Source organism: Streptomyces sp. NPDC029164, assembly GCF_055563995.1.
In genome coordinates this window covers 1-26329 of record NZ_JBVHWW010000036.1, presented here as the reverse complement: position 1 = coordinate 26329, position 26329 = coordinate 1, and the positions used below count along the sequence as shown (strand labels likewise).

Below are 26329 nucleotides of genomic sequence, written 5' to 3'. Positions count from 1 at the left end.
CGGCTACAACTTGAGCTGGAAGTACGCCGTACCGCGCTCGCGGCGGTAGCCGAGGGACTCGTTCACCGTCCGCATCGGGGTGTTCTCGTCCGCCACCGTGGTGGCGATACGGCGCAGCGCGGGGTACCGGCCGGCGGCACGGGCCGCCATGTGCAGCTTCACGGCGCGGCCCAGCCCCCGGCCGCGGTGGCGGGGGGTGACCACCGTGTCGTACTGGAGCGCGCGCGTGCCGCAGGGGTCCGGCAGGACCAGTTCCGTGTAGGCCCCCACCTCCCCCTCGGGGGTCACCGCCGCGACCGTGGTCAGCTCCCCGCCCCGGTCCAGGACCAGCTGCTGCACGAGGTGCAGCCGCCGCGCGGTCCACGGCTCGAGCCGCATGTCGATCTCCCCGCTCGGCGCGTCCTCCATCGCGCCGTGCGCCGCCGCCGCGGCCGGCGCCCAGGCGTCCGGCACCAGCCCGTGCCAGGTGAGGATCTCGTAGCCGGGCGTGGCCGGGACCGGCGCGATCCGCTCGGGCCGCTCGGGGAGCTCCTGCTCGTACCAGGCCATCGGCAGCACGTTCACGAACCCGAGCGACTCGGCGAACGCCTGCCCCGCACCGCCGAGGTCCACCATCGCCTCGACGGAGGTCCGCCCGTCCGCGACCAGCTCCTCACGGACCCGCTCCCACAAGGCCGTGCCCACGCCCCGGCGCCGCGACCGCGCGGGCACGGCCAGCACGTCCACGAACGCGGTGTGCCGGTTGGCCTCGTCCGAGAACAGCACCAGAGCGGCCACACCCGCACCCTCTTCCGCCGCCCAGAGCACGGCCCGCCCGCGGCCCGACGGTACCCGCAGCCGGCCGGCGACCTCCGTCCGCGAGGGAGCGGGCAACTGCGGCAGATCGGCCGCCGCGGCGGAGGCCAGGACCGTCAGCCAGGAGTCGACCTCGGTCTCGGCCACGGGCAGCGTCAACATGTTGATCTTCATGGCACCGACCATAGGCCGTACCGGACCCGGCGGTCAGGCGCGCCGGCCCTCAGCTGTCGCGATCCCATCGCAGGGCGGCGAACGTGGCAGGGAACGCGATGAGCGCCCAGATGGCCACCGTCATGCCCGCTGCCATCCAGGCGTCCCACACCGTGAGGGCGAAGAACGACACGACGAGAGGAACCACCACCACGCACAGGATCTTCGCCATGCCGAAACCGACCCGCGGCGTGACCGGACGGCCGGTGGCATGGCAACGGGCCCGGCGGGCACCGCCGAACGCGGCGATGAAGGCCACCCCCGTCATCCACACGCCGACCAGCGTGATCCCGACGTACATGGTCGCCTCATCGGGCAGCCCGGGCAGCGTCTCACCGACACCGCCGTGGCGGACGGAGACCTGGACGTCCCGCCAGGTGACGACCTCCACCTCCGCACCGGGCTTGACGAGCCGCGACAGCTCGCCATCCGGATCGAGGTTGAACGGCCGATCGGCCGGAGCCGGAACGGGCCCCCGCAGCCGCACCTGGAAGATGGTCGCCTTCTTCGCGCCGCTCTTGGCGGCCTGAGCGGACAGCACGGTGGCACGCGTCGTACGCAGGCAGGCGCCGGCCCCCCGCGCCTCCTGCGCCTCGGCGCACGGCCGAGCCGCCAGGAACGACTTCTCGTAGGCGATCCGACCCGTGATCAGGCTGCCCACCGCGGCGGTGAGCACCAGCAGCACCACCCCCAGCAGCGCCCAGCCCACCGCCCCTCACCACTGGCTCCGGGCCAGATCCCGCGCCCCCGCCGGCTGCTCCGCCGTCTCCAGAGCCATGTCGTTCTCCCCCTCGTGACACGAACGCGCCCCGCTCCCTACGGACGGCACCCACCGAACGACGGTTCCCCCACCCCCACCACCGGCCACATCGGCCGCAGGCCCCCTTGCGGTACGCCTCCCCGCGGCGGGTGCTTGCGCTCCCGCCGCGCAGGCCGCACCGCGCCCCGGCGGCACCGGCGCCCTGGCCGGTCCCCTCGGCCTGGACAACCTCCTGTCGCTCCGCTTCCTCGCCCCGACGGTCCAGGACGCGCAGCAGCAGGTCCTGGGACTCGCCTCCGGACTGTCACCGGCCAAGACGAGCGAGGCCGGCCCGGGCCGCCTGCTGAAGTAGACGACGCAGGCGAGGCCGACCGGCAGCCAACGCCGGGTCAGGGCGCGCCCGGCACCACGCGCGCGTTGTCGACGTACAGACACAGCGCGCCGTCCTCGGGGCACCTCAGGCCGACCGAGATGCCCCGTACCGCCCCGTCCTCCGTGAGCGCGAGCGCGACCGCCACCTGGAACACGCCGTGCCCCGCGGGGCAGTGGGGAAGGTCCGACGGTTCGAAGCCGGGGCCCGGCGAGGCGGGCGGCAGCGGGGCCCCGGACGGTTCGAGCGTCCACGGGTACGCGTCGGGGCGCATGTCCCCGTCCGTGATGCCGACCGGTATGCAGCAACCCACGCAGAAGCACTCGCCCTTGGCGACTTCGAACTCGTCCGCTCCGGCACCGCACAGCACGCACTCGGCGACCAGAGCCTCGACGCGCCCGCCCGGCTCCACCCGGGCGGCACCGCGCACCATGCGCAGCACGTCCCCGGGCCCCGCAGAGGACCCCACCGCCCCGTACGTCGTCCACCCCGCCCCGTGATCCATGGTGCGGATCCTCGCACGCGGCCGGACAGCGAGGTCACACCGGCGGCCGTTGTCAGTGCCGGCCCGAGGATGCGGGCACACCGCCGAACCGGCCACCTCCCGAGGCGTTTTCAGGGAGCACCCCACAGCCCCGGCACGCGATCCGGCCGAGGCCGGCCTGGCGCTCCCCCCGCCGCCTCCTCCTGACACGGGCGGGCCCCGCCACGGCGGCACCGGCGCTGCGCCAACCCGGCAACGGTTCGCGGACGTGTACCCGTGAACACCGGTGGAGCGGCCGATTCCGACGTACGGTCGAGCAACCGGCCGAGCCCTGCCGCCGGCACCGCACACCTGGCCGGGGTCGGCCCCTCGACGCCATGACCGGAACAGGAGCAGCCGATGCTTCTCTACGCCCAGACCCCAGCGCGCCGCAACCGCCAGATCCTCGCGGACCTGATCGCCGTGGTCCTGATCGCCGCCGCGGTGAGGTTCGCCCTGGCCGTCCACGACGCGATCATGCTGCTGGCCGAGCCGGGACGGAAGGTGGAGAGCTCCGGCGAAAGCCTCGCCACCGCCCTCGGCGACGCCGGCGAGACGGCTTCGGACGTGCCGCTGGTCGGCGATCTGCTGAAGAGGCCGTTCCAGTCCGCGGCCGAGGCCGGCACCGGGATCGCCGATGCCGGACAGTCGCTCCAGGACGCCGTCAGCCAGGTGGCCACCCTCGCCACGGTCGTCCTGATCGTCGTCCCCGTGGCCTTCGTGCTCCTGCTGTGGCTTCCCCTGCGCCTGCGCTGGATCCGGCGCAGCGCCACCGTCCGCCGCCTCCTGGACGCACCCGGAGGCGCCGACCTGCTCGCGCTGCGCGCCCTCACCGGACCGCCGGGCGACCTCCTGGCGGTCCCCGCCCCGCCGGGCGGCCTCGCGGACGCCTGGCGCCGCGGCGACCAGCAAGTCGTCGCGGCCCTGTCGGAGATCGCACTCAGGCGGGCGGGCCTGCGCCCCTGACGGGGCGCCGGCCGAGCCTGCCCACCGGCCCGGAGCAGCCCAGCCGCCCCAGCCGCCCAGCCGCCCGGCGGCCGGGACCTCAGCGGTGTCAGGCCCCGGCCACGTCGACCACCTCAAGGCCTTCGCGGCGCATCCGCTCACCGCCCCAGGCGCCGAGCGCCCCGAGCGCCCGGTTGAGCGTGCGCCCGTGCTCGGTCAGCGAGTACTCCACCCGCGGCGGCACCTCGGCATAGACCTCCCGGTGCACGAGCCCGTCCTCCTCCATCTCCCGCAGGTGCTGGGTCAGCATCTTCTCGCTCACCCCGGGCAGGCCGCGACGGAGCGCGGCGAAGCGGCGTACGCGATGGGCGTCGAGTTCCCAGAGGATCAGCCCCTTCCACTTGCCGCTCACCACATCGAGCGCGGCGTCGATGCCGCAGATGTACGGTCCCCGCCTCGTCGTCCTGGCCATCACGATCCCCCTTACTGAAAGGTAAGTACCCCAGAAAAAAGTGGGTACTTACGAGACTAGAGGCGCTCTCCGAGCATGGAGGGGTGAACGAACAACAGCACCACACCACCAGCCAGAACACCGCCGTCAGCGTCAGCGTCACCGTCATCGGGCTCGGCCCGATGGGCCAGGCGATCACCCGCACCCTCCTTACCGCCGGCCACCCGGTCACCGTCTGGAACCGCACCGTCCGCCGGGCCGACGGCGTCGTCGCCGACGGGGCGACGCTCGCGGCGACACCGGGCGAGGCGGTCGAGGCGAGCGACCTCGTGATCCTCAGCCTCACCGACTACCAGGCGATGTACGACATCCTCGACGGCGCCACCGCGTCACTCGCCGGCCGGACGCTGGTCAACCTGAGCTCGGACACACCCGACCGCACCCGCAAGGCCGCGACGTGGGCGGCGGGCCACCGGGCCGCCTTCCTCACCGGCGGTGTCATGGTCCCGGCGCCGATGGTCGGCACGGAGGCCGCCCACGTCTACTACAGCGGCCCCGGCGAGGTGATGGACCGTCACCAGAGGGCCCTGGCACGGCTCGGCACACCGAAGTACCTGGGCGGGGATCCGGGCCTGGCCCAGATGATGTACCAGGCCCAGCTCGCGGTGTTCCTCACCACCCTGTCCGCACTGATGCACGCCACCGCCATGCTCGGCACCGCGGGAATGGCGGCCAAGGAGACACTGCCGGAGCTGCTCGCCTTCGCCGACTCGATCGGCGCCATCCTGAGGGCCGGCGAAGAGAGCCCCGGCGCCGCGCTGGACGCCGGCGAGTATCCCGGCGACCTCGCCACAGTCACCATGATGGGCGCGACGGCCGACCACATCGTGGAGACCAGCGCGTCACTCGGCCTCGACCTCGCTCTCCCCCTGGCCGTGCAGGCCCACTACCGGCACGCGATCGACAACGGACACGGCAGCGACAACTGGACCCGCATCATCGACGCCATCCGGCGCACCTGAACCACCCGCAGCGATCGCGAGCCGCGCCGGCCGTCGGCCGGCCATCGGCCGACCGTCCCGCCGCTCGCCCCCGCCCCCGCCCGCGATGCCGCTGAGATGCCGGCGCCGCTCGCCCCTCGCGTCAGCCCGCGAGCTCGTCGACGGCCTTCTCGACGACGTCGACGACAGGACCCGCCAGGCGGGCGCCGTCACGGTGTCACCGAACGCCGAGGCGAGCGGCGCCTTCTGGGTGACCGCCATGACCAGGGCCTCGTCGGCGGACAGGTCCTGACAGAAACTCTCGTGGAACGTGTCCTGCTCGATCCACAGGTGGCCGTCGGAGTCCGGGGCGATGTTCGCGAACGCCTCCGGCGACCATCATGCGGGTGCGCTCGGCGTCGTCGGCGAGCGAGGTCAGCGGGTTCTACGGGGTGTCACGACCGCACGGGTTGTCGTCCGTAGCCGTGCCCTGGTGGGGGTGACAGCCGCTATGTAATGTCACATCGCATGATGTTCTTACGTCGCGCGGCATCGGCCGCCGCCCTCCTCGTCACCGTCCTCCCCGTGACGCTCGCCCCGCCCGCACACGCCGCCGACGGCGCCGCCACCTGCCGCCCCCCGGCGACCGCAGCGCTCGACGCCGAACAGGCACGGCTCGCGGACGCCCGCACCACCGCCCTGATCGAACGAGGCGGGCTCGGGGACTTCGTACGGCGCCTTCCCGCCGCCCTGTGCACCACACGCGGCCCCGCCGAGGCCGAACGGCTCCTGCGGTCCTGGGGCGAGGCCCTCTGGCAGGCCTCCGTACGCCGGGCCCAGGGCCAGCGGCCCGGCGGCGACCTCGCCCCCGCGGACGACCGCCCGCTGTACTGGGCACGCCTGTCCATGACCGCCGAACTCGCCCGCTGGCAGCCGAAGTTCACCATCGACCGGGCAGCGCTCCGCGCCCGCTTCGAAGACGCCTCCCGCGGCCTCACCGCCAACGCCTTCCAGACCGCACCCGGCGTACGACGCGTCTTCATCAGCGGCTTCGACCCCTTCGGACTCGACGCCGAGATCCGCCGCGCCAACCCCTCCGGATCGGCCGCCCTCCAGCTCAACGGCCGGCGCGTGACCCTCGCCGACGGCAGCCCCGCCGAGATCCGCGCCGTCGTCCTGCCCGTGCGCTACGCCGACTTCGACGCCGGCATGGTGGAACGGGCCTTCGCCCCGCACCTCGCCGCCGGCCCCGCCCCGGCCGACATCATCACCACCGTCAGCCAGGGCTACCCCGGCATCTTCACCCTGGAGGACTGGGCCGGGCGGGCACGGTCCGCCGACCCCTACCCCGACAACGTACGCGCCCTCTCCGGCGGCACCCGCGAACGCCCGGTGACCGCCCCCGGCCTCGGCCCGGGCCCGGAGTTCATCCGCACCACCCTCCCCGCCGACGCGGTGACCGCCGCCGTGCAGACCCCCTACCCGGTCCTCCTCAACCCCGACGTGACCGAGATCCCCGCGGGCGCCACCGCCCCCGTGGACCGCACCGACGGCCCGACGCCCGGCTCGCGCGCCGTGGCCGGCGGCGGAGGCGGCTACCTGTCCAACGAGGTCGCCTACCGCTCCAACCGGCTCCGCGCCGAACTCGCCCCGCACCTGCCCGGCGGCCACCTCCACACCCCCGTGCTCACCGGCCTGCCGGCCGACCCCCGGCTGCTGACCGGCCCCGAGTTCGAACACAACGAGAGCGCGATCACCGCCGAGGTCCGCGCCATCCTCGAACACGCCGCCGTACGACGGTAGTGGCCGCCCCCGCCTGCGGTCCGTCACCCCGCCATGGGGCAGGATGGCAGCCCGTTCCGGATGCGTACACACGCCCGAACGCGGCTTACAGCACGACGAACTGACAGGTGACAAGGTGACGACACACCTCATACGACGCCCGGCAGCGCCCGCCGCCACACCCCCGGGCCGGGAACGCGCAGCGGAGGAGGTCCGTTGAACCGCGATCTCGTCCTCCACGACTGGCTCGTCGCGGGCATCGCCCTGGCGGCGGGCGCCGCCGCCGGACTGCTGCTGCGCGCCCTCCTGCGATGGCTGGGCCGGCACGCCGAGCGGACCCGGTGGAAGGGCGACGACGTCATCGTCGACGCGCTGCGCACCATCGCCCCGGGCGCCGCGCTCATCGCCGGCGCCGCGGTGGCCGCCACGACCCTGCCGCTCACCGACCGGGTCTCGGGGTTCGTGAACCAGTCCCTGACCGCGCTGCTCATCCTCATCGCCACGCTCAGCACGGCGCGGGTCGTCGCGGGACTGGTCCAGTCCGTGGCGGGGACCCGCACCGGGGTGGCCGCGTCGGCGTCCATCTTCGTCAACATCACCCGGATCGTGGTCCTCGTGATGGGCGTCCTCGTCGCCCTGGAGACCCTCGGCGTGTCCATCGCGCCCCTGGTCACCGCCCTCGGAGTGGGTGGCCTGGCGGTGGCCCTGGCACTCCAGGACACCCTCGCCAACCTCTTCGCCGGGGTGCACATCCTCGCCTCGAAGACCGTGCAGCCCGGTGACTACATCCGGCTCACCAGCGGCGAGGAGGGGTACGTCGTCGACATCAACTGGCGCAACACCGTGGTCCGCAACCTGTCGAACAACCTGGTCATCATCCCCAACGGGCGTCTCGCACGGACGAACATGACCAACTTCACCCAGCCGGAACAGCAGTTCTCGATCCTGGTCCAGGTGGGCGTGGGCTACGAGAGCGACCTGGAGCACGTCGAGCGGGTCACCCTCGACGTCGTCGACGGCGTGATGGCCGACATCAACGGCGCGGTCCCCGACCACGAAGGGGCCGTCCGCTTCCACACGTTCGCCGACTCCCGCATCAACTTCACCGTGATCCTGGGCGTCGGCGAGTTCAGCGACCAGTACCGGATCAAGCACGAGTTCATCAAGCGCCTGCACCGGCGCTTCCGTACGGAGGGCATCTCCATCCCCGCCCCGACCCGCAGTGTCGCCCTCCGGCACGACGAGCACCCCGCGTCGCCCCCGCACGCGCCCGTACCCCACCAGCGCGGGGCGTCACCCTCGATCGCCACCGAACGCACCGAACGCACCGAACGCACCGAACTCACCGAACTCACCGACAGCGGCCGCTAGGCCGATGAAGGGCGTGGTCACCGCGAGCAGGCCGGGTCCGGCTTCGCCACCGAAAGCGGCTCGGCGATGTCCTCCAGCGAGCGGCGCTCGGCCTTGACCGCGAGGAAGGCCGCCACGAGGCCGGCGGCGCACATCAGCGCGGCGCCGATCCGGAAGGCGAGCGCCGTGTCGCCGACCACGCCCGACGAGGTGAGGTCGGCGAAGATCAGCGGGCCGCTGATGCCGCCGGCCGCGGTACCGAGGGCGTAGAAGAAGGCGATGGCCATGGCCCGGGTCTCCATGGGAAAGACCTCCGAGACGGTCAGGTACGCACTGGAGGCGCCCGCCGACGCGAAGAACAGCACCACGCACCAGCAGGCCGTCATGGTCGTCGCCGTCAGCGAACCCTGGTCGAACAGCCATGCCGTGCCGAACAGGAGCGCACCCGAGAGCAGGTAGGTGGACGAGATCATGATCCGGCGCCCGACCGTGTCGAACAGCTTGCCGAGCAGCAGGGGCCCGAGGAAGTTGCCCGCGGCGATCACGGCGAAGTAGTAGCCGGTGCTGCCCGTCGGCACGTCGAAGAACGTCGTCAGGATGGTGCCGAAGCCGAAGGTGACGGCGTTGTAGAGGAACGCCTGGCCGATGAAGAGCGACAGGCCGAGGACGGCGCGGCGCGGGTAGCGGCCGAAGACCGTCCTGGCGATCAGGCCGAAGCCGATGCTCTTGCGCTGGTGGATGGTGATCTCGCCGGCCGGCGGCGGGAGCGGCGCGCCCTTCTCCTGCTCGATCCGCTGCTCCACCGACGACACCAGCTCCTCGGCGTCCTCCTCCCTGCCGTGGATGAACTGCCAGCGCGGACTCTCCGGAACGTGCCGGCGTACGAGCAGGATGACCAGGCCGAGGACGACGCCGAGGGCGAAACTGAGCCGCCAGCCGAGGTTCTTGGGGAAGATGTCGGTGTCCAGCATCACGACGGACAGCAGGGCGCCGCCGATCGCGCCCAGCCAGTAGCTGCCGTTGATGATGAGGTCGACACGGCCCCGGTAGAGGGACGGGATCAGCTCGTCGATCGCCGAGTTGATGGCCGCGTACTCGCCGCCGATGCCGAAGCCGGTGAGGAAGCGGAAGAGGAAGAACCACCAGGACTCGAACGAGAGCGCGGTCATCGCGGTCGCGCCCAGGTAGACGACGAGGGTCACCATGAAGAGCCTCTTGCGGCCGTAGCGGTCCGTCAGCCAGCCGAAGAAGAGCGCCCCGGAGCAGGCACCCGCCACGTAGAGGGCGGCGGCGACACCGGTGACCTGGGCGGCGGTGATGTCGAGGCCGCTGCCTTCCTCGGCGAGGCGGCCGGCGACGTTGCCGACGATGGTGACCTCGAGGCCGTCGAGGATCCAGACGGTGCCGAGGCCGATCACGATCATCCAGTGCCACCGGGACCACGGCAGGCGGTCGAGGCGGGCCGGCACGGCCGTGGTGACGGTGCCCGTGGTGGCCGGCACGGGCACCGGCGACGAGTCGGATGCCATGGCTCCCTGTTCCTCCTTCTCGAACGCCCCCCTCGCCTGCCGGGTTCCCGCGAACCGGTCGGACATGCGGCCGCGCACGCCGGGACGGCCGCCCGTGGCCGCGTCCCAGCTTGCGCGCACGCTCCGGACACACCCGGCGCGACACACCCGGCGGGGCCCGAACGGTCCCGGCGGGACGTTTCCGCAGCTGTGACGGCTGGTCACCACCCTCGCGCGGGAGCTCCGTTGTCAGTGCCGGCGGTTACGTTCGGAGTGTGGCAAGGGCCTTTCCCGACAGGAGCGGACGATGACCGACAGCAGTGTTCAGCCCACGCTGAGGGTGGTGCTGACCGACGTGAACGAGCGCGTGGTGGAGGCATGGCGGGCGGCGTTCGCGGACACCCCCGGCATCGAGATCCGCCGGGGCTCCATCCTCGAAGAGGACGTCGACGCCTGGGTCACCCCGACGAACTCCCGGGGCCGGATGGACGGCGGGGTCGACGCCGCCATCAAGCGCCACCTCGGATCCGGCATCCAGGTACGCGTGCAGCGCGCGATCCGCGATCGGTTCGCCGGAGCCCTCCCGGTGGGCAGCGCGGTCTGCGTCCCCTCGGGGGCGACCACCCCCCGCTACCTGATATCGACGCCGACCATGGTCCAGTCCTCGCAGAACGTGAGCGCCACACTGAACGTGGCCCTGGCGTGCGCCGCCGCGTTCCAGGCCGTCCACCGGCAGAACCGGCACAAGCCGGGCAGCATCCGCTCCGTGGCCCTGGTCGGGATGGGCGCGCAGACCGGCCGGGTCCCGGCCAGGGTCTGCGCCAACCTCATGTGGACCGGCTACACCCTCTTCCACGACCACTGGTTCGAGGACGACGACGAGCTGCGCGCCACGATCGTCACGCAGCTGAACGGCATCGAGAACGCCCCCGTCGAGGAGCGGGTGCGCATCGTGGTGCCGAAGGCCGTCCCGTCTGCCCCGGCCGGCCACCCCGCCGGCCCGGTCCATGCCCCGACCACGACGAACGAGAGCCCCTCTGCCATGACGGACGCGAACGACCCCCTGGCTCTCACCGAACTCTTCGACGGCGGCGGCGAGCCCTGGCTCCCGCTCCTGAAGCCGGTCATCGAGGCGCTGCCGGACGCCCCCCGCTTCATCGGGAAGGGCCGCAGCCCCGAGGTCGTCCCGGTGCGCGAGCTGACCTTCCAGGCCCTCAAGCCCCACCCGCCGCACAAGTGGAAGGTCGTCGCCTTCGGCCAGAACCCCTACCCGCGGCCGGAGAGCGCGACCGGCATCGCCATGTTCGACAACACCTTCAGCGACTGGAAGGACAGCCAGTTCGGCAGGGTCGTCAGCATCCGCTGCCTCATCAAGGCGGCGGCGATGTGGAAGTACGGCATAGCCAAGAAGACGCCCATCGCCGACGTGCGCGCGCTGCTGAAGGAGCAGGACACCGTCCTGCCGCCGGAGTGGTTCCAGGCGATGCTCACCCAGGGCGTGCTGCTGCTGAACGCCTCGCTCACCGCCAGCGGCGACGGAGCGATGGGCGCCGACCAGCACACGGCGTTCTGGCGGCCCGTCGCCGAACGGATCGTCGAGGAGATCCTCAAGGCCAAGCAGGACGCCGACGAGGAGGACCGCGGGATCGTCTTCGCCTGGTGGGGGGCGCACGCCCGCAACCTGAAGAGGGTCGTCCTGCGACTGCAGGAGAAGTACCCGGACGTCGAGGTCCGGCACATCGACCACGCGAACCCGGCGGCGCAGGGCGACATCTTCTGCGAGGGCGACCACTTCGCCCTGGTGAACGAGGCCCTCACCTCGCTGGGCGCCGACGTCATCGACTGGCTGCCCAGCAAGGGATGGAACGCGGGGCCGGCCGGCGCGGACGGGGGAGTCGCGGCACGCATGGGCGCCTTCATCGAGTCGACCATGAACCTCCACCAGCTGTACCTGGAGCGGCTCACCAGCGTCAAGGACGAGGGCCTGGTCCTCCCCGCGATCACCGGCGTCTTCGACACCCCGCTGATGGACTTCCAGGACGCCGTCGCACCGGTCGCCCGGACGCTGTCCGGGCTCGCCGGACACATCGACCGCTCACGCGACTTCGGCAAGCGGCGGGCGGACGAGATGTCCGGCGGCCTGTCCGCCGACGCGATCGCCGCCCTCTACCTCTACACCTGCGAGTCCGCGTTCTACCGCGAGATCAACGCCGTCCTGCGCTCCCCGGACCGCAGCAGGGTCACGCCCTACCTGCCGTACCTGCGCCTGCTGTTCGCGGCGGTCTCGGGGCTGCCCGCGCACACGCAGCCGCTGTGGCGCGGCGTGTCGCTGGACCTGCGGGCGCAGTACCCGGTGGGCCGGACGGTCACCTGGTGGGGCGTCTCCTCGTGCACCTCCCAGCTGAACGTGGCGCGGTCCTTCCTGGGCAGCCGCGGCAAGCGGACCCTCTTCGAGGTGACGCCCGCCAAGGCCGTCGGGATCAGGAGCTTCTCCGCCTTCACGGGGGAGGAGGAGTACATCCTCACACCGGGCACGCAGTTCAAGGTGACGGACGTGAAGAGCGAGCGCAGCGGCCTGTACACGGTCAGGCTGACCGAAGTGGACGCCGCCCCCCTGGTGTCCTGACCCGCTCGGCCGGGCCCCTCATGATGACGTCACGGGTGATGCCGATGTCTTCGGGGAGGCCAAGGGGCGGGGCGGCTGAGCGGGCGCGGCGGGCCTCCTGCCACCCACCCGTGCCTGTTGTCGTGGCTCGCCAACCTGGTCGTGGTGATCGCGTGCGTGGTGCTGCCGGCCGGGGGCGAGCCCCCGGCCCGCCACAGCGCGCCGTCGACCGCCGCGGCGAGCGCGAAACTCGCCATCGGCCTGGGGCTGGTGCTCTACGGAGCGCACCGGCGCCGCCGCCCGCCCCGCCCGCACGGCGGCGCCTGACCGCGCCCCCGTCAAGGCGGGCCGGCTCCGCGCGGGGGATCGTTTCCCGCCGAATATCGGATCTTCCCCGCCCTCCCGGCGGCCAGTCGATAGCGTCGGCCGTCATCACCCGGCCGGAGCCGTGAAGCCGGCCGGGGCCGTCAAGAACCGAAGGAGCGAGTACTGATGGTGAGTGTCGAGACGTCTCTGAAGGAAGCGATGACCTCGATCGAGGGGAGCGTGGGGGCCGCACTGGTCGACTACACGAGCGGCATGGCCCTCGGAACGCTGGGCGGAGGCAAGGACCTCGATCTCACGGTGGCCGCGGCCGGGAACACCGATGTGATCCGGGCCAAGCTCCGCACCATGGAGATGCTGGGCATCGACGAGGACATCGAGGACGTGCTGATCACCCTCGGCAGCCAGTACCACCTGATCCGGCTGATCAAGGGCCGCGGCGGCAACGGCCTGTTCCTCTACATCGTCCTGGACAAGGGCAGGGCGAACCTGGCGATGGCCAGGCACCAGCTCAAGCGCATCGAGGCGGAACTGGAGCTGTAACCGTCCTTCCGCTTCCCGGCTCCGCATGCCCACGAGTTGAAAGAGTCTTCAACTCGGCACATCTGAATGTGATCAGTGAGGGGCGGGCCGGAGCCAGGGGGCGGGAGGATGGAGGTCTGGCCGCCAGCTCATGAAAAGCCGAACCCGGGTGGGAGTGTTGTCGCATGCAGGTGCCGCTGTACCAGGCCAAGGCGGAGTTCTTCCGCATGCTCGGACACCCCGTCCGCATCCGCGTACTGGAACTGCTCCAGAACGGCCCCGTACCCGTACGCGAACTGCTGAACGAGATCGAGATCGAACCGTCCAACCTCTCCCAACAGCTCGCGGTACTGCGCCGATCCGGGATCGTGGTCTCCATACGTGACGGCTCCACCGTCAGCTATGCCCTCGCCGGCGGCGACGTCGCGGAACTCCTGCGGGCCGCACGACGCATCCTCACCGAACTGCTGGCAGGACAGAGCGAGCTGCTCGCCGAACTCCGGCACGCCGACACACCCGAGCTGTCGATCACAAACCGCACAGCCGGTAAAGCCTTGGCCCCTATGGAGTGAATCCCGCCAGGATTCCGTGACCCTTGGCCGGAACCTTACATACGTTGGCCCCTCTTCTCGCTCATCACCACAACTGGGGGGCCGGTGCGCAACCACCGACTCGTAATGACCGCTGCCCTCGTGGCAGCCGGTCTCGGCATCATCCCGGGCACCGCGCAGGCGGCGGATCCCGTACCCGTCGCGGCCGGGGTGGCCGAGGCGATAGCCAAGGCAGCCACCTCCGAGGGCTTCCACAGCCCGGCCGACCGCACGATCCGCACCACCCTGCCCGCCACCGCCGCGGCGAACGGCAAGGCGAACGCCAAGACCACCGCACCGCAGACCGCCGAGACCGCCGAGACCGCCCGGAGCGGGCAGGCCGCAGCGGACGCGGCGGACGCGGGAGCCAACCCGGCCCTCGCGGTGGACGTCAGCGGCACCAGCCACACCGCCCACGGGATCGACCTCACCACCCTGATCGCGAGCGCCGACTTCGCGCTCGGCGTCGTCATCGACTGGGGCGACGGGAAGACCGACACGGTCACCGCCCAGGGCACCACCGAGCTGCGCCACTCGCACACGTACGACAAGTCCGGCGAGTACCAGGTGAAGGTGACGGTGACCGACACCGCCAACGCCGTCCAGGCCACCAACGGGGGCGCCTTCCTCACCCCCGGCTCCGACTTCACCCCGCACACCCCCACCCGGCTCCTCGACACCCGCGACGGCACCGGCGCACCCGCCGCCGCCAAGGTCCCCGGACTGGGCTCCGCCCGGGTGAAGATCGCCGGCAACGCCGCCGTCCCGGCCGGCGTCACCGCGGTCGCCCTCAACGTCACCGTCACCGAGACCGTCGACAGCGGGTACGTGACCGCCTGGCCCGGCACCGGCTACGACCGCCCCGGCACCTCGAACCTGAACTACACGGCCGGCCGGTCCGTCCCGAACCTGGTGATCGTGCCGGTCGGCGAGGACGGGTACGTGGAGCTCTACAACGGCGGCCCGCAGCCGGTCGACCTGATCGCCGACGTCACCGGCTACTTCACCCGGGCCTCGGCCGGCGGCTACACCTCGATGACGCCCGCCCGGTTCGTGGACACCCGTGACGGTGTCGGCGCCCCCCGGGGCGAGCTCGCCGCGCGCAGCGCGTTCACGACCCGGATCGGCGGCCTGCAGGGCGTGCCCCAGGGCATCACCGCCGTGGCGCTGAACGTCACGGTGACCGAGCCCCAGGGGCCGGGCCACCTGACCGCCTTCTCCGGCACCGGGCCGGTGCCCACGGCGTCGAACCTGAACTTCGTGGCCGGCCAGACGGTGGCCAACGCGGTGATCGTGCCGGTGGCCGCGGACGGGACGGTCAAGGTGTTCAACGGGTCCTGGATGCCGGCCCACGTGGTGGTCGACGTCGTCGGCTACTACAGCAAGGACAGCAAGGCCGCCTTCCTGCCCTTCACCCCCTTCCGGACGCTCGACACCCGCGAGGAGGCCTACGGCTGGCCCGGCGGCCGGTTCCGGGCCCGCGAGTACATCACGCAGGGGTTCACACCCGAGGGCGAGACCCCGCCGGGCGTCGAGGCCTACGTGCTGAACACCACCGTCACCGAGACCGGCGGCACCGGATACCTCTCGGTGGCACCGGGCCCCTACCCGCTGCCGGCGGAAGGCGGCCCCGCCGCGCCCACCGCGCCGCGCCCCGGCTCCTCCACCCTGAACTGGACGGCCGGCGAGACCGTCCCGAACCTGGTGCAGGCGAGCGACGGCGACCACGGCGTCATCACCTTCTGGAACCAGGGCCATCAGGACGCCGACCTGGTGCTCGACGTCTTCGGCGTCTACCAGTCGAAGTGATTCCCGCGGGGTGGCCCGTACCGGCGGGCCACCCCGACCGGCGAACGTGAGGGGCGGCAGCCCATTGGAGTGGCCGCGCCGCCGCCGATGGCGTGGCTCCGGACCGGCTCGCGGCCCCCGCCTAGGGTCGGCGGAACCGGGCCGGCACGATCAGGCGGCCGGCCCTTGCGGAAGAGGTGGGTGCATCGTGGAACGCGTCCCGGCCGACTCACACGGACAGGAACCGCCGCAGCCCGCCCGCCGCCTCCGCCGCCCGCTGACCCGCGGCCTCGCCGCCGTCACGGGACTGCTCCTCCTGTGCGTACTGCCCGCGCGCGCGGTGGGCGTCACCCAGCCCCACGACACCCGCCCGCACACCGCCCGCCCGCACGCCTCCCCACCGCTGTACGTGTCCGACTACGGCAACGACCGCGTGGTCACCCTGCCCACCGGCGGCGGCCAGAGCACCCTCCCCCTGGACGGCCTGGTCCGCCCGACGGGCCTGGCCTTCGACCGTACGGGCAGCCTCTACGTCTCCGACACGGGCAACAACCGCGTGGTGCGGCTCCTCCCGGACGGGGGCGGCCAGTCCACCGTCCCCACCGACGGCCTCTCACGCCCCCTGGGCCTGGCCCTCGACCCCGTCGGCGACCTCTACATCGCCGACAGCTTCAACGACCGCGTGGTCAAGGTGCCCGCCGACGGCACCGGCCAGACCACCGTCCCCACCACCGGCCTGCTGCACCCCTGGGGCCTGGCCCTGGAACCCGACGGCGACCTCTACGTCTCCGACTTCGTCAACGACCGCGTGGTGAAGGTGCCGGCCGACGGCACCGGCCAGACCACCGTCCCCGCCACCGGCCTCTCGCAGCCCACCGGACTGGCCCTGAGCGCCACCGGAGACCTCTACGTCTCCGACAGCGGCAACAACCGCGTGGTGAGGATCGCCGCCGGCACCGGCACCCAGACCACCGTCCCCACCACCGGCCTGAGCAGCCCGCTCGGCCTCGCGGTCGACCGCCACGCCACCCTCTACGTCGCCGACGGCTTCAACAACCGCGTCCTGCGCGTCCGCCCCGACGGCACCCAGAGCACCCTGAACTCCACCGGCCTCAACACCCCCACCGGCCTGGCCCTCCCCCCGGACACCCGCACCCGCCCCCGCACCCCACAGGCCGCCCCGGCCCGGTGACCGTGCACCGCGACCCCACCCCTCAGGGATCGCACAGGCGTACGGCGAGGGCGGCGATGTCGTCGTCGAGGCGTCCTCTGCTGTAGCGCAGGAGGTCGCCGTGAAGAGCCGTGAGCAGTTCACGGGGCGGTGTCGGGGGCTGCCGGCCCATCCACGCCGCCAGCGGGAAGAACTCGCCGTCGCGGGCGCGGGCCTCGGCGATCCCGTCGGTATAGAGGAGCAGCAGGTCACCGGAGGAGAAATCGAAGGTGTCGACGGTGTAATGATCACCGATCAGCTCCGCGAGGCTGAGCAACGGCGAAGGGGTGGCGGACTCCAGGACACGGAGTTTGCCCCGGTTCAGAAGAAGCGGCGGAGGGTGCCCGCAATTGAGGATGTGGATACGACCGCCCTCGCGCGGAACCTCGACGAGCAGGGCCGTGGCGAAGCGCTCCAGCGGCCCGTCGGGGGCGAAGGCGGCGTTGTAACGGGTACTGCTGGCATCCATCCTGCGCGCGACGTCGACCATGTCGACCTCGCCGTAGGCCGCCTCCCGGAAGGCGTTGACGATCGCCGCGGCCGCCCCCACCGCCGGCAGGCCCTTGCCCCGCACGTCACCGATGAGCAGCCTCACCCCGAACGGCGTGTCGACCACCTCGTAGAAGTCCCCGCCGATGCGGGCCTCCGCCGCGGCCGCCAGGTACAGCGACTCGATCTCGATGTTCCCGAGGCGGCGCGGCATGGGGCTCATCACCACCTGCTGCGCCGCGTCGGCGACGAGCCGTACCTGGAAGAGGGTGCGCTCCCGCTGGAGCCGGACGTGGCTTCCGTACGCGGCGGCCACGGTGACCGCGATGATGCCCGCGGCCGTCCACCACGTGCCCAGATCGGGGAAGAGGAAGCCGAGGCCGATCATCAGGAAGAGGCAGACCGTCCCGAGCAGGACGGTGGGCAGGACCGGCCACATGGCGGCGGCCAGGGCCGGCGCCGCGGGCAGGAGCCGGCTGAAGGCCATCTCCCGCGGAGTGCCGTAGGCCAGGCTGGCGATCACGACGGTCAGAATGACCGGCGACAGCCGTACAAGCCACCCCCGGCCGTAGCGCCGACGCGGCCGCGGCCGTCCAGACTCGATCACACTTCCCAGAATATGTGCGCAATGAGGGCATAGCGCTTTGGCGAACAGAGCCGGCCGCCCGCCCCCGCTCCCCGGCCGGGCCCTCCGGCCGGGTGAAACCGGGGCCCGTCGCGGCGATGAGTACGCGGGCGACCGCGGGTCTGTCTCTTGACGGAGACAACCCACTCACCGGGAGCACGCCATGGGCCTCATCGAAATCGAGCTGTTCGCGACCCTCGACCTCGTCGGGCAGGCGCCCGGCGGCCCCGACGAGGACCCGGCGGGGTTCCCCTTCGGCGGCTGGCAGGCACCCCTGCTGGACGAGGTCGCCGGGGCGCAGGTCGGGGCCGCGTACGAGGGCACGGACGCCCTCCTGCTCGGCCGGCGGACGTACGACATCTTCGCCGCCTACTGGCCCCGCCAGAAGGGCGGCGAGGACGGCGAGATCGCCGCGCTCTTCAACAGCGTCCCGAAGTACGTGGCCTCCCGCGGCAGGCCCGACCTGCCGTGGGCCGGGTCCACCCGGCTCGGCCCGGACCTCGCCGGCGCGGTGCGCGAGATCCGTGACCGGCACGAGCACGTGAAGGTCGTCGGGAGCCTGAACCTCGTGCAGACCCTCCTGCGCGAGAAGCTCTTCGACCGTCTCGACCTCTGGGTGCACCCGATCGTGCTCGGCGTCGGGAAGAAGGTCTTCGAGGACGGCGCGGTGCCCGCCAACCTCACGCTCCTCGCACCCCCGGCAGCCGGCCCGAAGGGCACCGTCTACCTGCGCTACGGGCTCGCCGACGGCATCCCCGCCACTGGGGACATGAGCGCACCCGACCGCGGCGTCGCCAGCGGCGCCTGAGCGCTCACGGCAGCCCGCACGGGCACCGGCGCGGGGGGACGTTTTTGTCCGCGGGACAGAAGCTTTCCCCAGAGCGGCGCCGTGCGCGATAGCCTCCGCAAAGGGGGCCGCCCTCCGGAAAAACTTTTCCGAAAGTGCGTGTTCGGGGCGCGCTGCACCCGAAATCGACCGGAACTCGCGGCCCCGTGGGCATCATGCACCTGCCGTCGTCCGCGCACCGCGCACTTCCTGGAGGGACACACGTGAAGGACTCGAAGGACAGGCTGGAAGCACTGCGGGCCGAGATCGAGCGCCGCAACCCCGCACAGCCCGAGTTCCACCAGGCGGTACGGGAGGTCCTCGAGACCCTGGCCCCCGTCTTCACCGCCCGGCCCGAGTACGCCGACCCGGCCGTGGCCCTGGTGGAGCGGCTCACCGAGCCCGAGCGGCAGATCCTCTTCCGTGTCCCCTGGCAGGACGACCGGGGCCGGGTCCACGTCAACCGCGGCTACCGCGTCGAGTTCAACAGCGCGCTCGGCCCGTACAAGGGCGGCCTGCGCTTCCACCCCTCGGTGGACATCGGCGTGGTGAAGTTCCTCGGCTTCGAGCAGATCTTCAAGAACGCGCTGACCGGCCTCGGGATCGGCGGCGGCAAGGGCGGCAGCGACTTCGACCCGCGCGGCCGCTCCGACGCCGAGGTCATGCGGTTCTGCCAGTCCTTCATGACCGAACTGCACCGGCACATCGGAGAGCACACCGACGTGCCCGCGGGCGACATCGGCGTCGGCGGCCGCGAGATCGGCTACCTCTTCGGCCAGTACCGGCGCATCACCAACCGCTGGGAGGCCGGCGTCCTGACCGGCAAGGGGCAGGGCTGGGGCGGCTCCGCGATCCGCCCCCAGGCCACCGGCTACGGCAGCGTCCTGTTCGCCGCCGAAATGCTGCACGTCCGCGGCGCATCCCTCGACGGCCTGACCGCAGTGGTCTCCGGCTCCGGAAACGTCGCCCTCTACACCGTCGAGAAGCTCCAGCAGCTCGGCGCGAACCCGCTGACCTGCTCCGACTCCCAGGGCTACGTCGTCGACGACAAGGGCATCGACCTCGCGCTGCTCAAGCAGATCAAGGAAGTCGAGCGCGGGCGCGTCAGCGAGTACGCCGAGCGGCGCGGGTCCTCGGCACGCTACGTGCCCGGCGGCAGCGTCTGGGAGGTCCCCGCGGACGTGGCCTTCCCCTCCGCGACACAGAACGAACTCGACGCCCAGGACGCCCGCACACTCGTCGCGAACGGCGTCAAGGCGGTCTCCGAGGGCGCCAACATGCCCACCACCCCCGAGGCCGTACGGATCCTGCGGGACGCCGGGGTCGCGTTCGGGCCCGGCAAGGCCGCCAACGCGGGCGGCGTCGCGGTCAGCGCCCTCGAGATGAGCCAGAACGCCGGCCGGGTGGCCTGGAGCGCGCAGCGGGTGGAGGACGAGCTCGCCGCCATCATGCGCTCCATCCACGCCGTCGCCCACGAGACCGCCGAACGGTACGGCGCCCCGGGCGACTACGTCACCGGCGCGAACATCGCCGGCTTCGAACGGGTCGCGGACGCCATGCTGGCACAGGGCGTCATCTGACCCGACGATCACACCACCCGATGTGCTGCCGCACCCGGCGGCAGCACATGCGCAGGACCGCTCGCGTGACACACTGGATGTCGTGCTCCCACACGCGTCGGCGAACCCGTGGTGCCGCAAGGACAGGTCCTTCCTCTCCCTCTGGTCCAAGGACTCGATCCTGTCGATCGGGTCGGTGGGTTCGGTGCTGTCGATCGGATCCGTCGGCTCGGTCCTGTCGGTCGGCTCGGTGGGCTCGGCCCTCTCCGCCGCGTCCATCGGCTCCTCCCTCTCCCTGCTCTCCGCCGGCTCCTGGCTCAGCACCGGCTCGATGCTGTCCGCACAGTCCCGCTGGTCGGTGCTCTCCTGGCGCTCACGCGACGGATTCATGACGGCGGGCATCCTCACCGCGGCCACCGCCGCCCTCGCCCTGCACACCCTGCGTCGCCGGGGCCGGGCGTGAGGAACTCTTCCTGCTCGGCGTGGCACGCTTCGTCACCGAAGGGCTGCCGGACAGCGTCCGCAGAGGCTGCCCGTTCGTGAACTCCCTCGCCGGCCTGGGCGAGCCCGGCCATCCGGCCCGCCGGCTGATCGAGAACCACAAGGCCGATCAGCGGCGCCGCCTCACGGCCATGTGCGCACGGGCCGGCGCGCACCCGCCCGACGACGTCTCCGCGGAGATCGCCTTCCTCCTGGAAGGCGCCCCGGATCAGCGCGCAGAACGGCAGCGTCGACCGCGCGGGAGACAGGCTCATGGCCGCGGTCTCGGCAGCACTGGACCGGGGGACCGCGGCGCCGGAGGGATGAGCCGCCCCGTCAGAAGCGGAACACGCCGAGGTCTCGTACCGTGCCGGCCAGAGCGCGGATGAGGTCGTTCTCGGCTTCGGTCCGCCACACCAGGGCGAAGCGCATGGCCGCCATGTCGGGCAGGGGAAGCCATCGGATGTTCGGCATGCCCCAGTGCCTGGTGACATGACCGGGAAAGGTGTGGATGATCTCGCCCATGCCGACGTGGTTGATCAGCTGATCGGCATTGTCCGATGCCGCGGACGAGATGCGCTCGATCGACCGGCCCCGCGGGGTGTGGAAGGGCAGGTAGCTGTCCTCCCAGTAGTCCGGCAGGCCGCGGGCGGTGCCGTGAGGGAAGTCGGCGAGCAGCTCCAGAGGCACCGACTCCCGTTCCGCGAGCCGGTGGTCGGCGGCCACCGCGAGGATCCGCGAATCGGTGCACAGGGTCGGCCCGACGGTGAAGTCCGGTTCCTCCACCGGCAGCCAGGCGACGATGACGTCCATGGCACCGCTGCGGAGCTGGCCGAACACATCGGTGAAGGTCGCCTGGCGGATCTGGAGTCCCCAGTGCGGGTACCGCGCCCGGAACACCTTCCAATAGGGGTGCAGATCGACGACGTTGAACGGCATCAGGTGAACGCGGAGCTGTGCGGTGATGCCGCGGGCCGCCAACTGGGCCCGCTCCAGCGACTCGTGCAGGCCCGCGTAGACCGGCTGCAGATCGTCGCGGAACTGGCGGCCGACCTCCGTCAGGCGCACCGTGCGGCTGGTACGGGCGAACAGCTCGGCACCGATGCGCCGTTCCTGCTTCTTGACGGCCTGGCTGACGCGCGCCTGGGAGACGTGCAGCCGCTGCGCGGTCCGGCCGAAGTGCAGCTCCTCGGCCAGCACCAGGAAGATCTCGATGTCCCGCAGCTCCACCGGCCCCGGCCCTCCATCGATAACCCGGCGGTTATCGAACCGCGCACAAGTGTTCCTTGATCTTACGTGCGAACCGGAAGATCGTTTAAGGCATGCAGTCACGCGTGCAAGACCCTCCCTTCGTGTGCCCATGAGCGACGTCATCGACCTGACCGTGACGTACGCGATGCACACGGCCCTGCGCCGGGAACTGGCCCACCTGGACCGGGTCACCACCGCCGCGGACCGTGACCCGCGGCAGGTGCTGGCCACCGCTGCCGGCTGGACGCTCTTCAAGAAGGCCCTCCACGCCCACCACACGGCCCAGGACGACGCACTGTGGCCGCCGCTGCGGCAGAACCTGGCCGGCCGGCCGAAGGACCTGGCGCTGCTGGAGGTCATGGAGGCCGAACACGCCGCCATCACCCCGGTGATCGAGGCCATCGACGGCGCGCTGACCGACCCCGGCGCCGGCTCGCTGCGGTTGGGCCAGCTCGCCGACGCGCTCACCCGCGGCCTGGCCGGCCACCTCAAGCACGAGGAGGAAGCGGCCCTCCCGCTGGTCCGACGGGAGCTGACAGCCGAGCAGGGGAGCCACTTCGGCCGGGTCCAGGCCCGGCACATCGGCAGGGACGCACCGCTGCTGCTGCCGTGGCTGCTGGACGGCGCCGACACACCGACAGCGAAGAGGCTCCTCGCCCGACTGCCCGCACCCGCGTACACCGCCTGCACCACCCGGTGGATCCCGGCGTACGCCGTGCTCGACCGCTGGAGTCCGGGCACCACGGCCTGACACCGCCTCATCAGCCGCCGCCCCGCCGCCCCGCCGCCCCACCGCCCCACCGCCCGGCCGCCCCGCCGGACTGACGACCGCCCCGGCCCGCCCCGACCACGAAAGCCCTCACCTTGCCCGAATCCGTACACGTCATCGAGCTCCGGCACGCCTCGGCCGCCGAGGCCGCCGCAGGGCATCGGGTCGTCGCCGCCTCGACGGCCCACGACCTGCCCGGAACACCGCCCCCCGCCCCCGGACAGATCCACGCCCAGCTCACCCAGCCCGCCCCGGGCAGCCGCCGGCGGACCTGGCTGGCCACCGGGGCGGACGGCGTGCATTCCGCTCCTACCGGCGCACCCGCGAGTTCCAGCTCGACCTGCCCACGACCTGACCTCACCCACAGGCCACTTCCCCCCACCACAGAAACGAGGAACACGACATGCGCGTGCTGTTGATGGCGTACGGATCGCGCGGCGACATCGCGCCGCTGGCGGCCCTGGCGGCCCAGTTGCGCACACTCGGCGCCGAGGTACGCGTGTGCGCACCACCGGACGAGGAGTTCGCGGAACTGCTGGCCGGCGTCGGCGCGGAACTGGTGCCCTTCGGGCGCGACGTGCGCGCGCTGCGCACGGGAGCACCGCCCTCGGACGCGGCCGCGTTCGCGGCCGAGCTCGTCGCCGCGCACTTCGACACGGTCGCCAGGGCGGCCGAGGGCTGTGACGTGCTGGTGGCGAGCGGTCTCATGCCGGCCGGCGCCCGCTCCGTGGCCGAGAAACTGGGCATCCGCTACGTGTACGCCGGCTTCCACCCGTTCGAGATGCCCTCCGCGCACTACCGGCCGTCGCCGCGCCCCGGCCCGCCGGCTCCGCCCGACCTGACCGACCACCAGGCCCTGTGGGACCTGGACGCCCAGAAGGTCAACGCCCTCTACCTCAAGCCCCTCAACGCCCACCGCACGGCGATCGGCCTCGCCCCGGTGGACAACGTCCGCGACCACGTCTTCACCGAACAGCCGTGGCTGGCGGCGGACCCGGTCCTGGGCCCGTGGCAGCACCTGACCAACCTCGACCTCCTGCAGACCGGCGCGTGGATCCTGCCCGACGAACGCCCCCTGCCCGCCGACCTGGAGGCGTTCCTGGACGCCGGCACCCCACCCGTGTACGTCGGGTTCGGCAGCATGCCCATGAGCACGGCCACCGACATCGCCCGGACCACCGTCGAGGCGGCCCGCGCGCAGGGCCGCCGCGTGCTCGTCTCCCGCGGCTGGGCAGACCTGGGCCCGGCGGACGACGCGGACGACTGCTTCGCCGTCGGCGACGTCAACCACCAGCGCCTGTTCCGCCGGGTCGCGGCCGTCGTCCACCACGGCGGCGCGGGCACCACGACCACCGCCGCCCAGGCCGGTGCACCCCAGGTGGTGGTACCCCAGTTCGTGGACCAGCCGCACTGGGCCGCCCGCGTGGCCGACCTGGGCATCGGCGCGGCACACGACGGCCCCACCCCGACCTTCGCATCCCTGTCGGCCGCACTCACCACGGCCCTGACCCCCGAGACGCAAGCACGGGCCAAAGCCGTCGCCGACACGATCCGCACCGACGGGGCGGCGGTCGCCGCGAAGCTGCTCCTCGACACGGGGCACGCCGCGCCGGTCAGCCGCGAACTGATCTCCATGATCGCCCACGCCGACCACCCGATAAAGTCGCCGCTCGCCGACGAATCGGTGGCCCTGCTGCTCGAACGCGGCCTGCCGCGGGGCGACGAGCGCGTCCTGGACCTCGGATGCGGCACCGCGGAATGGCTCCTGCGCGCCCTGGCCACACGCCCGCGGCTGCACGCCGAGGGCGTCGACGTCTCCGAAGCCGCCCTGACACGGGCCCGCCGGACGGCGAGCGCACTCGGAGTCGACGAGCGCCTGGTCCTCCACCTGCGGGAGGCCGCGGACCACGTCTCCGCACAGCCGTTCGACCTGGTGATCAGCGTCGGCGCCACGCATGCCTTCGGCGGTCTTCTCCCCACCCTCGCGGCGGCCCGCGAGCACCTGGCTCCCGGCGGCCGCGTCCTGATCGGCGAGTCGTTCTGGGACCGTACCCCGTCACCCGAGGCCGTCGAGATGTTCGGCGACCTCGCCGACCTGGCGACCACGGTGGACCTCGTCGTCGCCGACGGATGGACCCCCGTCCACGGCCATGTCAGCACCCGCAGTGAGCTGGACGCCTACGAGTGGGCCTGCTGGGGCACGCTCGCCGCATGGGCTCTGGACCACCCCGACGATCCGGCCGCCGCACAGGTACTGGAGACGGCCACCACCCAGCGCACGGAGTGGCTGCACGGTTACCGGGACAGCTTCGGCTTCCTCTGCCTGGTCCTGCGCCGGACATCGCACTGATCGCGTAGGGCCGCCGGCAACGATGTCCCACCCCCTTGCCCGCCCGGCGCAGCCGTTGACCGCACAGGGCCGAGCGACCCGCTCCTCGGCCCTGAGCCGGCTCGCCGAGCCGGGAACCCGCCATGGCCGACGCCGAACCGCGGCGGCCGGAAAGTGAGCACACAGATGCAACCGACGTACGTACTGGTCCACGGAGCCTTCGCGAACTCCTTCTCCTTCGCGCCCCTCCAGGCCGAGCTCGGCCTCCTCGGGCACCGTTCGGTCGCCGTCGACCTGCCCGGCCACGGCTTCCGGGCGACCTTCACCCCCGCCTACCAGGCGCCGCAGAACCCCGAAGGCCTCGCCACCGCCCCCGGCTCGATCAAGGGCGTCACGCTCGCCGACAACGCCGCGCACCTGATCGGGATCCTGGAGCGGGCCAAGCGCAACGGCCCCGTGATCCTCGTCGCCCACAGCCGCGGCGGCATCACGGCCACGGCCGCGGCCAACGCGCGCCCGGACCTGATCGACCGCATCGTCTACGTCTCGGCCTGGTGCCCGGTCCGCCTCGACGTCGGCGACTACTACGCCGAGCCGGAGATGGCCGGGGTCGACCCCGCCGCCTTCGCCTCGGCGCTGGCCGGGAACCCCGCCGACCTCGGCCTGCTCCGCGTCAACTTCCGCACCGCGAATCCGGACTCGCTCGCGGCGTTCAAGGCGGCCTTCTTCGCCGACGGCACCGACGAGCAGTTCCTCGCCTTCCTGAACACCTTCCAGCCCGACGAGAACCTGGACGCCGGCGGCTCCGCCGACCGGGCCCAGGCCGCCACCTGGGGCCGTATCCCGAGGACCTACATCCGCCTGGCCGACGACGCGAGCCTGCCCCTCGCCCTCCAGGACCGGCTGATCCGCGAGGGCGACGAGCTGACGCCGGACAACCCGTACGACGTCCGCACGCTGGAGGGCAGCCATCTGAAGTGGCTGGTCGACCCGGCGCCGGCGGCCCGCGCCCTGGGCGACCTCGCCACGCTCCCGGCCCAGACCCCGTCCGCTCAGGCGTGACCGGAACCGGGTGAAGGGGGGAGGGGGAGGGGGCCTGTCACGCGGCTGTGACAGTCGGCGGACAGCGTCGTGAAGTGCGGAGGTCAGTCTTTTAACAGAAGGACAAACCAGACATTTCGGCACAGTCTTTCGAATCTTCCCCCCACCCCCCTTTATTTGGAGTAATCCTCATGGCTCGCACTTCTCGGAAGCAGCGTTTCTCGATGTTCGCCGTCTCGGCCGC

General features: G+C 72.2%; 24 protein-coding genes and 1 pseudogene. 18 read left to right on the top strand and 7 right to left on the bottom strand.

Annotation, left to right across the window (positions count from 1 at the left end; translation table 11 throughout):
- Window positions 1-3 precede the first annotated feature (3 nt).
- From ACZ4VT_RS29615 to ACZ4VT_RS29605, 3 genes are all read right to left on the bottom strand, one after another.
- Window positions 4-969: a GNAT family N-acetyltransferase gene (locus ACZ4VT_RS29615; RefSeq protein ID WP_467954228.1), complete on the bottom strand. Its 966-nt coding sequence runs from the start codon at window positions 967-969 to the stop codon at window positions 4-6.
- Window positions 970-1018: 49 nt separating this feature from the next.
- The gene (locus tag ACZ4VT_RS29610) at window positions 1019-1717 is read right to left on the bottom strand and encodes a hypothetical protein (RefSeq protein ID WP_467954226.1); all 699 of its coding nucleotides are present in this window, start codon (window positions 1715-1717) and stop codon (window positions 1019-1021) included.
- Window positions 1718-2157: 440 nt separating this feature from the next.
- Window positions 2158-2643 carry a hypothetical protein gene (locus tag ACZ4VT_RS29605; RefSeq protein WP_467954224.1) on the bottom strand — a complete coding sequence of 162 codons (486 nt, stop codon included), beginning with the start codon at window positions 2641-2643 and terminating at the stop codon, window positions 2158-2160.
- A 378-nt stretch (window positions 2644-3021) separates the two neighbouring features.
- Here ACZ4VT_RS29605 and ACZ4VT_RS29600 point away from each other — a divergent pair, with 378 nt between their 5' ends.
- The gene (locus ACZ4VT_RS29600) at window positions 3022-3627 is read left to right on the top strand and encodes a hypothetical protein (protein WP_467954222.1); all 606 of its coding nucleotides are present in this window, start codon (window positions 3022-3024) and stop codon (window positions 3625-3627) included.
- An 88-nt stretch (window positions 3628-3715) separates the two neighbouring features.
- Here the strand turns inward: ACZ4VT_RS29600 and ACZ4VT_RS29595 are convergent, their stop codons facing one another.
- Window positions 3716-4078: a winged helix-turn-helix transcriptional regulator gene (locus tag ACZ4VT_RS29595; RefSeq protein WP_467954220.1), complete on the bottom strand. Its 363-nt coding sequence runs from the start codon at window positions 4076-4078 to the stop codon at window positions 3716-3718.
- An 83-nt stretch (window positions 4079-4161) separates the two neighbouring features.
- On the opposite strand from ACZ4VT_RS29595, the gene ACZ4VT_RS29590 reads away from it, so the two are divergent.
- The 4 genes from ACZ4VT_RS29590 to ACZ4VT_RS29575 all read left to right on the top strand — a co-directional run bounded on the left by ACZ4VT_RS29590 (window position 4162) and on the right by ACZ4VT_RS29575 (window position 8190).
- Window positions 4162-5079, top strand: coding sequence for an NAD(P)-dependent oxidoreductase (locus ACZ4VT_RS29590; RefSeq protein WP_467954218.1), 918 nt, complete (start codon window positions 4162-4164; stop codon window positions 5077-5079).
- Window positions 5080-5164: 85 nt separating this feature from the next.
- Entirely contained in the window at window positions 5165-5350 is a 186-nt protein-coding gene (locus ACZ4VT_RS29585) for a hypothetical protein (protein ID WP_467954217.1), read from the top strand.
- Window positions 5351-5565: 215 nt separating this feature from the next.
- Complete coding sequence (locus ACZ4VT_RS29580; RefSeq protein WP_467954215.1) at window positions 5566-6840, top strand: pyroglutamyl peptidase; 1275 nt, start codon at window positions 5566-5568, stop codon at window positions 6838-6840.
- A 195-nt stretch (window positions 6841-7035) separates the two neighbouring features.
- Window positions 7036-8190, top strand: a complete 1155-nt coding sequence (locus ACZ4VT_RS29575; protein ID WP_467954213.1) for a mechanosensitive ion channel family protein — start codon at window positions 7036-7038, stop codon at window positions 8188-8190.
- Between the two features lie 17 nt (window positions 8191-8207).
- Here the strand turns inward: ACZ4VT_RS29575 and ACZ4VT_RS29570 are convergent, their stop codons facing one another.
- Window positions 8208-9698, bottom strand: coding sequence for an MFS transporter (locus tag ACZ4VT_RS29570; RefSeq protein ID WP_467954211.1), 1491 nt, complete (start codon window positions 9696-9698; stop codon window positions 8208-8210).
- A 286-nt stretch (window positions 9699-9984) separates the two neighbouring features.
- On the opposite strand from ACZ4VT_RS29570, the gene ACZ4VT_RS29565 reads away from it, so the two are divergent.
- The 6 genes from ACZ4VT_RS29565 to ACZ4VT_RS29540 all read left to right on the top strand — a co-directional run bounded on the left by ACZ4VT_RS29565 (window position 9985) and on the right by ACZ4VT_RS29540 (window position 16698).
- Complete coding sequence (locus ACZ4VT_RS29565) at window positions 9985-12303, top strand: ADP-ribosyltransferase domain-containing protein (protein ID WP_467954209.1); 2319 nt, start codon at window positions 9985-9987, stop codon at window positions 12301-12303.
- A gap of 117 nt (window positions 12304-12420) precedes the next feature.
- On the top strand, window positions 12421-12609 hold the full coding sequence (locus tag ACZ4VT_RS29560) for a hypothetical protein (RefSeq protein WP_467954208.1): 189 nt from the start codon (window positions 12421-12423) through the stop codon (window positions 12607-12609).
- Between the two features lie 165 nt (window positions 12610-12774).
- On the top strand, window positions 12775-13149 hold the full coding sequence (locus tag ACZ4VT_RS29555; RefSeq protein WP_467954206.1) for a hypothetical protein: 375 nt from the start codon (window positions 12775-12777) through the stop codon (window positions 13147-13149).
- Between the two features lie 164 nt (window positions 13150-13313).
- A complete protein-coding gene (locus tag ACZ4VT_RS29550) occupies window positions 13314-13700 on the top strand; it encodes an ArsR/SmtB family transcription factor (protein WP_467954204.1) in 387 nt (128 codons plus the stop codon).
- A gap of 105 nt (window positions 13701-13805) precedes the next feature.
- On the top strand, window positions 13806-15527 hold the full coding sequence (locus ACZ4VT_RS29545) for a PKD domain-containing protein (RefSeq protein ID WP_467954202.1): 1722 nt from the start codon (window positions 13806-13808) through the stop codon (window positions 15525-15527).
- 187 nt (window positions 15528-15714) lie between these two features.
- Window positions 15715-16698 carry an NHL repeat-containing protein gene (locus ACZ4VT_RS29540; protein WP_467954200.1) on the top strand — a complete coding sequence of 328 codons (984 nt, stop codon included), beginning with the start codon at window positions 15715-15717 and terminating at the stop codon, window positions 16696-16698.
- A 22-nt stretch (window positions 16699-16720) separates the two neighbouring features.
- Here ACZ4VT_RS29540 and ACZ4VT_RS29535 read toward each other — a convergent pair whose 3' ends face one another.
- On the bottom strand, window positions 16721-17812 hold the full coding sequence (locus tag ACZ4VT_RS29535) for a PP2C family protein-serine/threonine phosphatase (RefSeq protein ID WP_467954198.1): 1092 nt from the start codon (window positions 17810-17812) through the stop codon (window positions 16721-16723).
- Between the two features lie 181 nt (window positions 17813-17993).
- On the opposite strand from ACZ4VT_RS29535, the gene ACZ4VT_RS29530 reads away from it, so the two are divergent.
- The 3 genes from ACZ4VT_RS29530 to ACZ4VT_RS29520 all read left to right on the top strand — a co-directional run bounded on the left by ACZ4VT_RS29530 (window position 17994) and on the right by ACZ4VT_RS29520 (window position 20678).
- Entirely contained in the window at window positions 17994-18638 is a 645-nt protein-coding gene (locus tag ACZ4VT_RS29530) for a dihydrofolate reductase family protein (RefSeq protein WP_467954196.1), read from the top strand.
- 242 nt (window positions 18639-18880) lie between these two features.
- Window positions 18881-20236 carry an NADP-specific glutamate dehydrogenase gene (gene gdhA / locus ACZ4VT_RS29525; protein WP_467954194.1) on the top strand — a complete coding sequence of 452 codons (1356 nt, stop codon included), beginning with the start codon at window positions 18881-18883 and terminating at the stop codon, window positions 20234-20236.
- A gap of 82 nt (window positions 20237-20318) precedes the next feature.
- Window positions 20319-20678, top strand: coding sequence for a hypothetical protein (locus ACZ4VT_RS29520; RefSeq protein ID WP_467954192.1), 360 nt, complete (start codon window positions 20319-20321; stop codon window positions 20676-20678).
- A 353-nt stretch (window positions 20679-21031) separates the two neighbouring features.
- Here the strand turns inward: ACZ4VT_RS29520 and ACZ4VT_RS29515 are convergent, their stop codons facing one another.
- Window positions 21032-21925: a LysR family transcriptional regulator gene (locus ACZ4VT_RS29515; protein WP_467954190.1), complete on the bottom strand. Its 894-nt coding sequence runs from the start codon at window positions 21923-21925 to the stop codon at window positions 21032-21034.
- 130 nt (window positions 21926-22055) lie between these two features.
- Between ACZ4VT_RS29515 and ACZ4VT_RS29510 the strand changes: the two genes are divergently transcribed.
- The 4 genes and pseudogenes from ACZ4VT_RS29510 to ACZ4VT_RS29495 all read left to right on the top strand — a co-directional run bounded on the left by ACZ4VT_RS29510 (window position 22056) and on the right by ACZ4VT_RS29495 (window position 26106).
- Window positions 22056-22697 carry a hemerythrin domain-containing protein gene (locus ACZ4VT_RS29510; protein WP_467954188.1) on the top strand — a complete coding sequence of 214 codons (642 nt, stop codon included), beginning with the start codon at window positions 22056-22058 and terminating at the stop codon, window positions 22695-22697.
- A gap of 421 nt (window positions 22698-23118) precedes the next feature.
- Window positions 23119-24309, top strand: a pseudogene (locus tag ACZ4VT_RS29505) (glycosyltransferase); the annotation flags it as partial.
- A 39-nt stretch (window positions 24310-24348) separates the two neighbouring features.
- Window positions 24349-25065, top strand: a complete 717-nt coding sequence (locus tag ACZ4VT_RS29500; RefSeq protein WP_467954322.1) for an SAM-dependent methyltransferase — start codon at window positions 24349-24351, stop codon at window positions 25063-25065.
- 165 nt (window positions 25066-25230) lie between these two features.
- Window positions 25231-26106 (top strand): alpha/beta fold hydrolase, encoded by an 876-nt coding sequence (locus ACZ4VT_RS29495; RefSeq protein WP_467954186.1) that lies wholly within the window; start codon window positions 25231-25233, stop codon window positions 26104-26106.
- Window positions 26107-26329: the final 223 nt, after the last annotated feature.